This is a genomic window from Reichenbachiella sp. MSK19-1, assembly GCF_003590315.1.
In the GTDB taxonomy this organism is placed as follows: Bacteria; Bacteroidota; Bacteroidia; order Cytophagales; family Cyclobacteriaceae; genus Reichenbachiella; species Reichenbachiella agariperforans.
In genome coordinates this window covers 854,617-868,707 of sequence record NZ_MIER01000015.1, presented here as the reverse complement: position 1 = coordinate 868,707, position 14,091 = coordinate 854,617, and the positions used below count along the sequence as shown (strand labels likewise).

Annotated in this window: 8 protein-coding genes; 6 read left to right on the top strand and 2 right to left on the bottom strand. The window is 45.1% G+C overall.

Annotation, left to right across the window (positions count from 1 at the left end):
- Nucleotides 1-328: 328 nt before the first annotated feature.
- The 3 genes from BGP76_RS11495 to BGP76_RS11485 all read left to right on the top strand — a co-directional run bounded on the left by BGP76_RS11495 (nt 329) and on the right by BGP76_RS11485 (nt 5,823).
- Nucleotides 329-2,323, top strand: a complete 1,995-nt coding sequence (locus tag BGP76_RS11495) for a PKD domain-containing protein (RefSeq protein ID WP_119844766.1) — start codon at nt 329-331, stop codon at nt 2,321-2,323.
- A complete protein-coding gene (locus BGP76_RS11490; RefSeq protein ID WP_147407454.1) occupies nt 2,311-4,917 on the top strand; it encodes a CHAT domain-containing protein in 2,607 nt (868 codons plus the stop codon). Before BGP76_RS11495 ends, BGP76_RS11490 begins: the two co-directional genes overlap by 13 nt.
- A 105-nt stretch (nt 4,918-5,022) precedes the next feature.
- Nucleotides 5,023-5,823 carry a ThuA domain-containing protein gene (locus tag BGP76_RS11485; protein WP_245816823.1) on the top strand — a complete coding sequence of 267 codons (801 nt, stop codon included), beginning with the start codon at nt 5,023-5,025 and terminating at the stop codon, nt 5,821-5,823.
- Between the two features lie 112 nt (nt 5,824-5,935).
- Here the strand turns inward: BGP76_RS11485 and BGP76_RS11480 are convergent, their stop codons facing one another.
- Nucleotides 5,936-6,931 (bottom strand): cadherin repeat domain-containing protein, encoded by a 996-nt coding sequence (locus tag BGP76_RS11480; RefSeq protein ID WP_119844764.1) that lies wholly within the window; start codon nt 6,929-6,931, stop codon nt 5,936-5,938.
- A gap of 271 nt (nt 6,932-7,202) precedes the next feature.
- On the opposite strand from BGP76_RS11480, the gene BGP76_RS11475 reads away from it, so the two are divergent.
- The 3 genes from BGP76_RS11475 (at nt 7,203) to BGP76_RS11465 (ending at nt 12,258) form a co-directional block, all read left to right on the top strand.
- Nucleotides 7,203-10,061 (top strand): pitrilysin family protein, encoded by a 2,859-nt coding sequence (locus tag BGP76_RS11475; RefSeq protein WP_119844763.1) that lies wholly within the window; start codon nt 7,203-7,205, stop codon nt 10,059-10,061.
- 236 nt (nt 10,062-10,297) lie between these two features.
- Entirely contained in the window at nt 10,298-10,558 is a 261-nt protein-coding gene (locus BGP76_RS11470; protein ID WP_170863774.1) for a DUF4212 domain-containing protein, read from the top strand.
- A 5-nt stretch (nt 10,559-10,563) separates the two neighbouring features.
- Entirely contained in the window at nt 10,564-12,258 is a 1,695-nt protein-coding gene (locus BGP76_RS11465; RefSeq protein ID WP_119844762.1) for a sodium:solute symporter family protein, read from the top strand.
- Nucleotides 12,259-12,583: 325 nt separating this feature from the next.
- On the opposite strand, the gene BGP76_RS11460 is transcribed toward BGP76_RS11465, so the two are convergent.
- On the bottom strand, nt 12,584-13,972 hold the full coding sequence (locus tag BGP76_RS11460) for a serine hydrolase (RefSeq protein WP_119844761.1): 1,389 nt from the start codon (nt 13,970-13,972) through the stop codon (nt 12,584-12,586).
- Nucleotides 13,973-14,091: the final 119 nt, after the last annotated feature.

Below are 14,091 nucleotides of genomic sequence, written 5' to 3'. Positions count from 1 at the left end.
TCTTTGACCAGCTCAAGATACCACCTCTGGATTGCCAAGTGGTATTTTGTTTTTGGTAGTCACAGAATAGAGATGAAAGCATGTTTTAATCTCCATTCTCTTTTTAGACAACATTAACCCTACTATCATGAAACGCAACACGATAATAAATCTGATTACACGCTTTCTTCTTTTGTGCGTGCTTTTTACTGCGCTGCTTATAGCCTAAATGTTAATTCTTAACTAGAATAAAATTGTATCTAATAAAGAATCAATTATACTTTGGTACTTTTGAGTGCGTTTGGTTCTATAAGTATCACAGACACATAACCTACAATCCACCCCATCTATGCGAAAGAATTTACCCTTCCTTTTATTGATACTATCAGTTGTATATGGCACGGCTAGTCAAGCACAAAGTCCCATCGCTACAGATAGTCTTAGAGAAGCCAATATACTGATCGAGCAAGATCAAAATAAAGTCAAGCTCTCAGCAGATACACCACCTTTGATTCAAATACCCGGTGCACCAGAGCCTTTCTATACTTATTTCTGGGAGTTTGGAGACGGGTCGTATAGTATGGACGAAGCGCCAGAACATACCTATGAAAACCCTGGAGAGCAGGAGGTTCATCTTCAGGTCACCAACAACTATGACAATGGAAAAGCACCACCTAGCCGTCCCAAAAAAGTAACCGTAAACCAAACCTCTTATGAACCCGTCAAGGATAGTGTCTATGAGAGTTTTGGAGGGATAGCGATGCTCAAAAACCGAGAACCCGTACCTAATGAACAGATGGTGGTGACGCTGCGCTACGAAAACACGAGCCAGCAGATTAGTAGTGGCAAACTTTATGTCTACTACAATGAAAACAAATTTAGAGCAGACAACTTCAAAATGGTCGATGTACGCACACATCACGGAGAGCGTACCATCGAATCACCGATGCTGTCAGCACTGTTCAATTCATCGGATTTTCAAACCGATAAGTTATGGGTAGGGATGGGGAGTCCTGCGGGGCTCTATGCCGATGGTGGAGGGGACTCTACTGAGCATCCACCCTTGATTCAGACTTTAGATGAATCAGAGCATACGTTTCGCGACAGGCTTATCTTGGAGTTTGGAGACATGAGACCAAATGAGCAGCGTAACTTTTTCATGACACTAGAGACTACACCTGACATGCTGAAGGATACCAGTGCGATCATCAAGGTACGTGGCATCTATGTGCCAGATCGAAGTAGCAGTGCACACAAAGTGGAGGATCTAGAGATGGAAATCACCACTTCGCATGACCCCAACAAAATGGCTGTATCGGATACTCGACTCAACTATAGATTTGCCAAGAATAAAAAGCTCAAGTACAAAATTCGTTTTCAGAACAATGGCGAAGGACCAGCCAGTAAAATCCGTTTGGATGTAGACGTGCCTGAGCATCTGGATCAATCGACGCTAGAGGTGCTGGATATGCATCCACCGTGTCCGATCTGTCCTGATGGATCCATGCCTATTACCATCAGTTGTTTGGATACCATTCGGGGCGAAAAGCAAATGTCATTTGTCTTTCGAAACATATATTTGCCAGGGAGTAATCAACCCGGAGTATCAGAATATGACTCGACGAAGGGATTTGTAAAATACAAGATTGCGCTCAAAAAGGATGTGCCTAAAAAGAATACAGTCAGTCGTACCGCCATCATTTTTGACAAGAACGAGCCCATCCTGACTAACTACAGCAAGTCATATTTCAAACCGGGTATATCCATCGGTGCGGTGATGGGTTATACTGCTATTCCTTCCCTCAGTGCGAGTCGCCAATACTATGCAGGAGCGACGATAGCTCCTTATAAACCCGACCGAGGTTATCTACAAGCCGAACTGCTCCTAGGCAAGGGGAGCTATGAGAGCCAGAGTCAGACCCGAACAGAGACAGAAACGGATCGCCAGGCGATCACGGAAATAGAGGATATATATGAGGAGTCTTCTTTTGATTACCTGACGATGACTTTGATTCCAATATCGTACCGTTACAATCTGGCCAACTTTGTAAGTTTTGGTGCTGGGATTCAGTTCAATATGAAACTAAAAGAGACGGAGGATTACGAGCGTGCGTATGATTACTATATTCGATTTGAAGGAAGCGATCAACTGGAGCCTAATCCAGATCTAAGTAGGGTAGATGAGGGAAGTGCTGATACGGGGGCGCAACGAATTGTTCCTGGTGCATTCGTGGATGTCAATCTCGGGTTGGCACGGATAGGGCCTAGTGCTGGTTTTCGTTACTCTTACCTGCTCAATCAGCCGAATCATCAGTGGTCGATGTATCTGATATGGCGATTCTAATACGGGAATTTTGCTTGCTGTTCCTATGTCTTTTGGTGATGCAGGTCACGTGGGCGCAGGATACTTTTCGATCCCAAGACGATCTAGAAGGTTTGATCTATGCGACCTTAGATGAGTTTTTGGCACACCCTACGAAAGAGAACCTCAGTATTTTTGATGCCATAGAAAACAACAGTTGGCGACCTGCCACGCAAGCAGATGAGCATCTGGCGCTTTGTGTGCTGTATAGCAATGAGGGCTACTATCGAATGCAGTACGGGCAAGTGACGCAAGCGATCCAAGCGTATGAAAAGGCTTGGATAGAAGGCAAGGGTCAGCCTGTCGAAAGCTATGACTTGATTGATTATGTGCTGATTCCTCTAGCCAATGCCTACAGTATGATTGGTGACTACAGTAGCGCAGAGAGTATCATTCAGCTTTATCTCCAAAAAGCACAAAAAAACAAAAGCCGAGAGCAACAAATCACTGCTTTGATCAACCTGTCGATCGTGTATAAATCGACGGGTCGAGTGACGAATGCCATTGATCTACTGCGGCAAGCGGAGTTTTTGATCGCTCCAGAGCAAGTGGATCAAAAGGTCAGAACTCTTGTCAATCTATCTCATGCCTATCTGCTAGATCAACAACTAGAATTGGCTCAGCAAATCAGTGCGCAAACGCAAACCCTTTTCGAGCAAAATAGTGTGTCTGATCTGCTACAGGCTGATCATTGGTCTAATCAGGCTTCTCTGTATCTACAGTTAGAAGATACGGTCAGTGCCATCGCTGCGACACAAAAAGCCTTAGCGCGCTGTAAAGAACTACAAGAGATAGAACCACGACGACTGGCCAAACTGCATGTCCAACTGGGGCAGTTGCTCATGAGTACGAGACGATGGGTTCCGAGCAAAGAGAGCTTCGAAAAGGCGTTGCATCAGTTGATCCCAGAGTGGAATAGTGGTTTACCTCATGATTCTTTGCTCTATGCAGAAAATACACTTAAGGCAGCTATGGATGGTATGGCTGATGTTTTGGTGCGTCTCGGACAATTCAAATTGGCTATGGGGTACTACCACAAAAGTGCTAGGGTGGAAGATCAGTTAGCGCAGCATTACAATTATGGAAAGTCCATTCTCCTACAGCAAGGAGAAAGAAGACAACGGACAGAAAAAATCTTGTATCTACTCTATCAGCAATATCAGGTAGTCCCTCAGACCCAACTGGCAGCACTGGCACTGCAAGTAGCTGAGCGTACCAAAGCTGTAGAACTACGGCAGCAGATTGCTAGTTATGATGCTGATTCGTCGCGAAGAAAATGGGTGCGGCGACAGGCTAAAATCGAAGGGGAGTTGGCACAAGCTCGTGCCAAGGGGTCTGGAGCGAGACTAGAAGAGATACAGCAACTCATCGATCAGCAAAACCATATCCGGCTTGAGGCTAGTACGTCTGGGTCCTCTCAGGATGTTCCTATGCGTTCATTACTCGATTTTGACAGTTTGCAAAAGCGGTTGGATCGGGAGAGACTTCAACTCTGGGCATATTTTGTAGGTAAGCAGGCTTATTATCGATTCGAAGTGACACCTCATTCGGTCACGATGCACCGTGATACCGCTGTGTACCAACTCAAAGAAGACAGTAAGTCTTTGTTGCATTTCTTTTCTAGCCCCGAACACATCAATGAACGACCTACGGAGTACGCTCATGTAGCGGAACGGTTAGGTAGTCAATTGCTCGGAGATACAACTCCTTCGCAGCTGATGGTGGTAGCGGACGGCTTACTTAATTTTGTACCGTTTGATGCTTTGCTGACCGAGACAGCAGTCGGGATGAACTATGCCTATTGGCCCTGGTTGCTTCGCCAAACGACTTTGCTTCATCACTATTCTGCCCAACTTTATCTGCAGCAACGGACTAGTACATCGGGAGATCATAAGCTATTGGGGTTCTTTCCTGAATTTGCTGGCACGAATCTTCATCTGCAGTACAGTGCGCAAGAAGCGTCCGCAATTAGGGGACAAATCAAGGGGCAGTACTATAGTAAGGAAAAAGCGACCAAACGACGATTTATGGAGGAGGCTAAAAACTATGGAATCATTCATCTATCGACCCATGCTTCTGGGGGCTATCTGCATGATCCGCCTGCGATCCAGTTTATCGATTCTACGCTTTATTTTCCAGAGATTGGCAGTATGGAATTGTCCGCTTCGCTCATGGTACTAGGTGCCTGTGAGACGGGTTTGGGACTGCTCTATCAGGGAGCAAGTCCTCAGAGTCTGGCGACTGCTTTCGTGCAAGTAGGGGTCAAGAACGTACTACTCTCTCTCTGGCGAGTCAATGATCAAGCCACTGCAGAGCTCATGGAGAGGTTTTACCAACACTACCACAACAATGCATATCCCTATCAAGCGATCCGTCAGGCCAAAATCAACTACCTCGATGATACCAAACTGAGCCAAGAGAAAAAGTCTCCTTACTATTGGGCATCCTTTATTTACCTCGGTGCACCGGACCAAATAGCTCCTGCTACTTCTATGGCCTGGATCTGGTTGAGTGTTGTATTAGGCGGTTTGCTGTTGCTTTTGGGATGGTATGTTTATAAAAGAGGTCTTATATAAACAATAAGCTTAGTGTGGTTTAAATGGATAATGGAGGAGATTAAAAGCACGAACTCAATTATTCTTGTTAATTTTCGTTTTAGTAAGATTTATAAAAAGACTAACATGATGATGAATAAGATTTCAATGGTCGTCCTCGCACTTGTGATGACTACCTTTTATGCACAAGCACAACAATTCAAGGCACTGTTGTTTACCAAAACGGATGGCTGGCACCATGGCTCGATCCACGAAGGGGTCACAGCGATACGTGAGATTGCTGAGCGAAACGATTTTCAACTTGATTGGTCCGAAAATGCAGGGTTGTTTTTTACCGATAAGAGACTGGCGCAATATAGTGTGGTGATATTTCTCAATACCACTGGGGATGTACTTAACGAAGAGCAGCAGGCAGTTTTCGAGCGATTCATACAGTCAGGTAAGGGGTATGTAGGGATTCATTCTGCTTCAGATACCGAGTACGATTGGCCATGGTATACCCAGTTGGTGGGACGTATGTTTCACATCCATCCGCACAACCAGACGGCACTGCTCAAAGTAGAAGACCGTAACTTCCCAGGGATGCAACTCATGCCTGATACACGCTGGTGGACGGATGAGTATTATGAGTTTTTGGAAGAGAAGGCAGACAACCTGCAGTACCTGCTGACAGTGGATGAGTCTACCTATGATTACAAAGCCCAATGGGGAGAAGGTAGAGTCGCCAAAGGCATGGACGGCTATCACCCCATGTCTTGGTATCATACGCACGATGGTGGACGAGCATTCTACACGGCACTAGGACATCTGCCAGGGACATACAGTGATGCGATTTTCCAAGAGCATATTTATGGTGGTATCTTTTGGGCTGCCACGGGCAAAGGGGCTTTGGCTCAAGAGGAAGTTACTAAGAAGAAAAAGAGATAAAAGATACAGAGAATCGTATATGGAAGTATGGATTCTACCCTCCTAATAAACAAAGAAGTGGCTACTATACGGTAACCACTTCTTTGTTTATTAGGGGTTCTGTACTTAGCTATTAATTGAGGCCATCATCTTCTACTTCTTCTGAGGTGTCGCCGCTGACGACTTTAAAAGGGGCATCATAAGTAAACCTCATATGCCTTTCTGTATTGGGGACTATATCATTTTCATATAACCAGTTTAGCTCTGGATCGAAATCTATCTGTGAAATAGTAATGTCAAACACTAATTTATACGCACTGCCTTCGGTAGAACTTACCTCCACGGTACCAGACGTTGCTAGATATATGACGTCTTTCTCTACGTCATCCTCGTTGGTTAAGGTCGTTCCATTGTTATTTCCATCAATAGCAAATGCTAGTTCTCTAAAGAAGTATTTACCGTCAAGTTCTTCTGCCGTGGCGTCTCCTGGAGCGTGTTCGAATGTGCCCAAGTTAAAAGATTCAGTTCCTGGAGAGTAGAGTTCTGTTGCAAAAAGCAGAGTGATGTTTGTAAATTCAAAGTCCTCTTCGTTTTCTTCATCTTGGGTTAGGTCTCCTTCTGCGAAACTGAAGTTGTAAACAAAGTGAGTATTGTTGCCATTATCGAAAGGGTCAGATGCACCTTCGTCCAGAAGAATACCTTCATCGCCAAATTCGTATGTGATTCCATTGAGGATTAAGATGCCTGTTTCGTCCACATCTGAGACATTGATTGTGACGATTGTCTCATCGGAAGATACATCATCTGAAATCTCAACAGTTAGTTCATAACTATCGGTTTCTTCATAGTCTAGAGATATACCATCAGCCAATGAAATCTTGCCATCATTTGACATGTCAAAGATCCCTGCATCGTTTCCAGATAAAATATTAAAACTTAACGAAGAGGTTTGCGCATGGTCGACTTGGATTTCACCAATTAGATCACCTGATTCAATATCTTCTTGTACAGTGAGTGTTTGATCTGGAGCATTTAATGAGGTACTTCCATCATCGTCGCTACCGCATCCTGATAAAATGCATAGATTAATTAACAATAGTAGAGAAAGTAGTGGGTTGAGTTTATTCATGATATAGTTACATTTAAATATTATACATGACTATTTGAATTGTAAATAGTGTTTATCAAAGACACGGTACTCCCTAACATGGTTGTAATTGGGATAGAAATTTTGAGTAGTTTGTAATAAACTGACCAGTTAGTGACACTAATTGACGAACTGAAGATCGTAGGTAGCGGTATTGTCTGTTGAGGACTTTATTATCTCTGATGATTTCTACATATTACAATACAATCAACCTATGGGCATTCCATAATTTAATTCAATTAACAATTCCAAAATGAAATATCTACTATTAGGATTATCTCTCCTGGTGTCATCAGTGGCGTTTTCACAAACCAAGCTGATCGAAAAAGTCACCAAAAAAGGCGATGAAGTCATTATCCCTTATGAAAAATATGAATTGGCCAACGGCCTGACACTGATCATCCATGAGGATCATTCCGACCCGCTCGTACATGTCGATGTGACCTACCATGTCGGCTCAGCACGAGAGGAGTTGAACAAGTCTGGCTTTGCTCACTTTTTTGAGCACATGATGTTCCAAGGATCGGATCATGTGGCAGACGAAGAGCACATCAAAATCGTGACCGAAGCAGGTGGTACCATGAACGGGACGACCAACCGCGATCGTACGAACTATTTCGAAACCGTACCTAGTAACCAGCTAGAGACCATGCTGTGGTTAGAAGCCGATCGCATGGGGTTTTTCCTTGATGCAGTGACCCAAGAGAAGTTTGAAGTACAACGTGCTACTGTGAAGAATGAAAAAGGCCAGAACTATGATAACCGTCCCTATGGCAGGTGGAGAGAAATCAACGCAGCTGCACTTTATCCGTATGGTCACCCTTATTCTTGGTTGACGATCGGTCGACTAGAGGATTTGGATCGAGTCGATGTGACTGATCTCAAAAAGTTTTTCATGCGCTGGTATGGACCTAACAATGCGACACTGACTGTCGGTGGAGATGTCAAGACCAAAGACGTGATCGCCAAGGTTGAAAAGTATTTTGGGGTGATCCCTAGAGGTCCAGAGGTGACAGATATGAAGCTAGCGATGCCTACGCTGGATCAAGACCGCTATGTATCGTATGTGGATAGCAATATTCGGTTCCCAGCGTTGATGTTCACCTTTCCTACTGTTCCTACTCGCCATCCAGATGAAGCGCCGCTGGATTGTCTGGCGGAGATATTGGGTACGGGCAAGAGTTCATATTTTTACAAGAAGTTTGTGATGACACAAAAGGCCATTCAGGCATCTACTTTTCATCCATGCAGTGAGTTGGCAGGTGAGTTTACCATGTTTGTATTGCCATTTCCGGGGCAGACTTTGTCTGATTTTGAAGGCGAGATGCGTACCATCTTAGAAGAGTTTGCCGAAAATGGGGTGACAGATGATGATATCACCAAGTTTAAAGCCAATCGTGAGGCCGATATGATCAATGGTTTGGCGAGTGTTAGCGGAAAAGTAAGTCAGCTAGCGAGCTACGAGACTTTTACGGGTAATCCCAACTATATCAAAGAGGACTTAGATAGGTACAATAGCCTGACGAAAGAAGACGTAATGCGTGTATTTAATCAGTACATCAAAGGGAAACCAGGCGTGATTCAGAGCGTAATCCCAGATGAAAATACGGCTAAGGCCAAGCCTGACAACTATGTCCCACAGATGGAAGGAGATAGTCCTTTTCCTACGACAGACTATGATAGGGTGGCTTACAATAAACCTGCTCCTGATAATTTTGATAGAAACGTGAGACCGCCGCTAGGACCTAACCCTACGATCAAGGTGCCTGATTTCTGGAAAGATAAAATGGCCAACGGAATCAAGGTCATCGGTGCAGAATCTAATGAAATCCCGACCGTGACGCTACAGCTCACGATCAACGGCGGACACAAAATGGACGCCTATGCGCCTACTAAGTCTGGTCTGGCGAGTCTAACTGCTGCGATGATGAACGAATCTACGGAGAATTATAGCTCGGAAGAGATTCAGGAAGAGTTGAGGAAGATCGGTAGTGAAATCAACGTCTCTAGTAGCACGACCATGACGACCATGACGATCAATACCCTCAAAAAGAATTTGACTAAAACCCTCGAACTGGCAGATGAGATTTTGAAGCGTCCAGCCTTTACGCAGGAGGATTTTGATAGACTAAAGAATCAACAATTGGAGGGAATTAAGTCTTCTCTGAAGGACCCGTCTAGTATTGCTGATTTGGTGTATGACCGATTACTCTATGGAGATGAACATATTTTTTCTGTCCCTAGAGAAGGGATAGAAGAGACTGTAGAGGCGATCACGGTAGAGGATGTAAAGTCATTTTATGAGAAATATTACTCACCGTCTATCTCTGAACTGGTTGTAGTAGGAGATGTGACCGAAAAGGAAATCAAGAGTCAGTTGGGCTTTTTGAAATCATGGAAGGCCAAAGAAGTGAAGTTGCCAGAGTTGCCAGCAGCCAAAGCATCTGCGAATACTGCCATCTATCTAGTGGACAAAAAGGATGCACCCCAGTCTGAGATTCGTATCGGGTATGTCACGGACATGGCTTATGATGCGACAGGGGATTATTATAAAGCGTACCTAATGAATTTTCCGCTCGGTGGAGCATTCAACAGCCGCATCAATCTGAACCTGAGAGAGGACAAAGGTTGGACTTATGGAGCTAGAACGTATTTCCATAGTGAGGATGAGCCAGGTCCATATACTGCACTGGCAGGGGTAAAAGCGGACGTCACGGATAGTGCGGTCTTTGAGTTCATGAGAGAGATTACAGGGTATCGTGAAGATGGAATCACGGATGAAGAACTAGCGTTTATGAAAAAGGCCGTTGGCCAGCGTGATGCACGTAAGTATGAAACACCACGTCAAAAAGCGAGCTTTCTTCGAAGGATCAATCATTTCAACCTATCAGAGGATTTTGTAGATCAACAAAACGAGATCATCGCAACAGTCGGTAAAAAGGACTTGGATAAGCTGGCGAAGAAGTACTTGGCGGAGGATAAGTTCTACATCGTAGTAGTGGGCGATGCAGCCACTAATCGATCGAAACTCGAAGCACTGGGGTATGAGGTCATCGACGTGGATGAGAAAGGTCAAGTGATAGAAGAAAATAAAATTGATCGAAATAAATAATCAAGTTTTGTATTTCAGGGACTGAGAGAGTACCGTCAAAAACTCTTCATCAGGAAAATGAAAATGAGTCCTCATCGATTAGAACCGATGAGGACTCATTTTTTATAGGGGGTAAATCGATCATTTATGCATCTAAATGTTTCGATCCTTGGTTTTGTCGACTGACAAAACCTGATTCATTTTATATATTGTGGATTGAACTCAGCATGATGGAGTTCGAAAATTTAGACATGATTATGAAAGACAATGAAGGACACAAGCGCTACTGGAAGACTAATCTCCGGTATCTAGTCATATTACTTGTGATATGGTTTTTAGTTTCATTTGGTTTTGGGATTATCTGGGTAGATGAGCTCAATACGATTCGGCTCGGAGGGTTCAAACTCGGTTTTTGGTTTGCACAGCAGGGGTCGATATACGTATTTGTGGTTCTCATATTCACTTATGTGTGGTTGATGAACCGCCTAGACAAAACTTCTAACCTAGACGAAAACTAATCGCTATGGATATTCAATCTTGGACATTTATTATCGTAGGGGCAACCTTTGCACTCTATATCGGGATCGCGATCTGGTGCAGGGCTGGGTCTACCAAAGAATTTTATGTGGCAGGTGGCGGGGTGCATCCTTTGACCAACGGACTAGCCACTGCAGCGGACTGGATGTCAGCGGCATCTTTTATTTCCATGGCGGGACTGATCTCGTTCATGGGCTATGACGGAGCGGTCTACTTGATGGGCTGGACGGGTGGTTATGTGCTATTGGCACTGCTGTTGGCTCCCTACCTGCGCAAATTCGGCAAGTTTACCGTGCCGGACTTTATCGGAGATCGGTACTACTCTAATGTTGCCAGGACGGTGGCTGTCATCTGTGCGATCATCGTGTCGTTCACCTACGTGGCAGGGCAGATGCGTGGAGTCGGCGTGGTGTTTGCCAGATTCCTCGAAGTGCCGATCAATACAGGCGTATTCATCGGGATGGGCTTGGTGTTTTTCTATGCGGTACTCGGTGGGATGAAAGGGATTACTTACACACAGGTAGCACAGTACTGTGTTTTGATCTTTGCATTCATGGTGCCTGCTATTTTTATTTCCATCCAGTTGACTGGAAACATCATCCCGCAGATGGGATTCGGTGGTACGATAGAGGATGGGTCTGGGATGTTTTTACTAGATAAGCTTGACCAGCTGCATGTTGAGCTTGGTTTTCAAGAATATACTACGGGAGCAAAAGGTAGATGGGATGTCGCTGCGATCACGCTAGCACTGATGATGGGGACGGCAGGATTGCCTCACGTGATCGTGCGATTCTTCACTGTGCCACGAGTCAAAGACGCACGTATCTCAGCGGGCTGGGCATTGCTCTTCATTGCGATACTGTACACGACTGCTCCGGCTATATCTGCTTTCGCGCGTACCAACTTGATTACGACGGTCTCTGAGAAGAGCTACTCCGATGTACCGGAGTGGTTTAGCAACTGGGAGTCAACGGGGTTGATAGCCTATGAGGATAAAAACAAGGATGGATTGATCCAGTATGTCGCTGACCCTGCGGTCAACGAATTGACTATCGACAGAGATATTATGGTTTTGGCCAATCCCGAAATCGCACAGTTGCCCAACTGGGTGATCGCATTAGTTGCAGCAGGTGGACTGGCAGCAGCGCTTTCTACAGCAGCAGGTTTGTTGTTGGTGATCTCTACGAGTGTCTCGCATGACCTGATCAAGAAGCAACTCAAGCCTAACATCTCGGACAAGGAGGAGTTGATGTGGGCACGTGCTGGCGCAGCAGTAGCTGTGGTAGTAGCGGGCTACTTTGGGATTAATCCTCCAGGGTTCGTTGCTGCGACGGTGGCACTGGCTTTTGGTCTGGCAGCTGCGTCGTTTTTTCCTGCGATCGTGATGGGGATCTTTGACAAGCGTATGAACAAGGAAGGTGCTATCGCTGGGATGATAATCGGTACGTTGCTGATGCTGTTTTATATGGTCAAATACAAACTGCAAGGTTTTGGAGGTGGTATGCCTGAGGATTGGTGGTTTGGGATATCTCCTGAGGGTTTTGGTTCAGTCGCCATGGTGGTGAATCTCGTGGTGTCACTGGTGATATCTCGTATGTCTCCAGCGCCACCTGAGGAAGTGCAAGAGATGGTCGAGAGCATTCGTTACCCACGCGGAGCAGGTGCCGCACAGGATCATTAGCATAGCAGTATGCTGATCTAGATAGAGAAATTCAAGAGCCTAGGTTCGTGATGCACGAATCTAGGCTATGTATAAACCGGCTAGGTTTTTCTTTTATAAACTGGATCTATTGATCATTACTGAAGCTTGCGCAAGCAAAGGGTTCAACTTGGGCAAGCATGCCCTTTTGCTTGTGCAAGCTGGATCATGTGTTACACTTACTGCAACTCCCTGCTTGCGCAAGCTCAAGGACTTTGGTATCCAACCATTTCTTTTTTGTTCTGTACACATGCTATATCTTGAGTCAGGGTTACGATTTAGCATGTATTCGGAACAGCAAAACGTATTACAACGCTGGGAAAATGTAGTTCTCTAACATGTCGTCCATCTGGTCGATGTAGATAGGCCACTTGAGGTAGTTGCCTTGGGTCATCACGACGACCATGTTTTGCTGAGGAAACACATTGATGAAATTGCCCCCATCTCCCTCTGCAGATAGGTAGTTGATCCCATCCAGTGATCTTAACCAGAATCCATGACTATACTCGCCCGAGTCGGTGTTTTCTTGTACTTCTAGGCATTGAGCGACCCATGCTTGGGGTATAACTTGTTGGCCGTTCCATTGTCCGTTATTGAGTAGGGTGATGCCGATTTTTAACATATCTCGCGGTCTGAGGTACATGCGTGCGGATCCTTCAGGCGTACCGTCAGGCTGTGACTGCCATTGGTAATCAGTGATACCGAGTGCTTGGTAGAAGTTGTCGTCCGCCCAGTCTCTAATGTCCTGATCGACGATGTTGCTTAGCGCTTTGAGGATGAGGTTAGGCAGGGCACTGTTGTATCGCCACTCTGAGTTAGGCGACATATTGTTTCTGGATAGGACAAATTCGGCAAAGTCCTGTGACTTCCAGAGGTCTTTGAGATCATTGCCAGTCCACTCATTCCATTGGAAACCTGCCGTCATGTTGAGGCAGTGGTGTAGGGTGACTTTCGCTTTGTTGGGGTCCGTGAAATAAGACGCATAGTCGGGTAGATACTGCGAAATAGCTTCATCTGTGCTGATTCCTTTTTCTGCCAAAACCATTCCTGCGATCGTACCCGTGAGGGCTTTGTTGGCAGAGGCTACATAGTGCTTGTCTTCACGAGACCACTGGATAGGGGCAGGTTGATGATCGACCGTCACACCGTTTTCAAAGTCGATGGTGTCATTGTTGCCATAGTAATACTCCTCGACTACCAGCATGTTATCTTTGTAGATTAGGAGACTGTGAATCTCTTTGTATTCATCTCTGACCAGTCTGTCCATCAGGTTTTGAATGAGCTGCTGATCCATATTCTGATCCTGAACGGTACCTGTAGTGATGCCATCGCTCAGCTGTACGGGCTGATTGTAGTAGTAGACGGGGATGTCAACTGGAGATAGTTGGATGGTATTGTTGGTGTCTATGGTAGCGTTGATTTCTAGCGGTCGATAGTCTGCTAGGGTCAACTTTAGTCCCACCTGTGCCTCAACTAGAGTGGTAATGTCCATTTCTGCGAATTTGAAACTCCCATTTTCATTCGTCGTGACAGATGTGCCCGTTTCTATCAGTAGAACTTGTACGCCTGACAATGGTGCGCCGGTGTAGGCATTCATGACTTGTCCTTTGAGTTGTGCATTGCTTTCTTCTTTGCACCGCGAGAGTAGCAGTGAGAGTGCAATTAATAGGGGAATAATCCGTATCGTGTTTTTCATGCTTGTATCGTTTGGGGGGCTAAAGAAGCAATTTCATCATTATATAACCTGATATAATGTGGCACACAGACTATGTATTAGCCAGTGTGCCACATGCCAAGGAATAACGGTCTAAACTA

Bases quoted from the DNA above. Each gene is read 5' to 3' on its own strand.
- BGP76_RS11495 (WP_119844766.1), top strand. From the start codon at position 329: ATGCGAAAGAATTTACCCTTCCTTTTATTGATACTATCAGTTGTATAT.
- BGP76_RS11490 (WP_147407454.1), top strand. From the start codon at position 2,311: ATGGCGATTCTAATACGGGAATTTTGCTTGCTGTTCCTATGTCTTTTG.
- BGP76_RS11485 (WP_245816823.1), top strand. From the start codon at position 5,023: ATGATGATGAATAAGATTTCAATGGTCGTCCTCGCACTTGTGATGACT.
- BGP76_RS11480 (WP_119844764.1), bottom strand. From the start codon at position 6,931: ATGAATAAACTCAACCCACTACTTTCTCTACTATTGTTAATTAATCTA.
- BGP76_RS11475 (WP_119844763.1), top strand. From the start codon at position 7,203: ATGAAATATCTACTATTAGGATTATCTCTCCTGGTGTCATCAGTGGCG.
- BGP76_RS11470 (WP_170863774.1), top strand. From the start codon at position 10,298: ATGAAAGACAATGAAGGACACAAGCGCTACTGGAAGACTAATCTCCGG.
- BGP76_RS11465 (WP_119844762.1), top strand. From the start codon at position 10,564: ATGGATATTCAATCTTGGACATTTATTATCGTAGGGGCAACCTTTGCA.
- BGP76_RS11460 (WP_119844761.1), bottom strand. From the start codon at position 13,972: ATGAAAAACACGATACGGATTATTCCCCTATTAATTGCACTCTCACTG.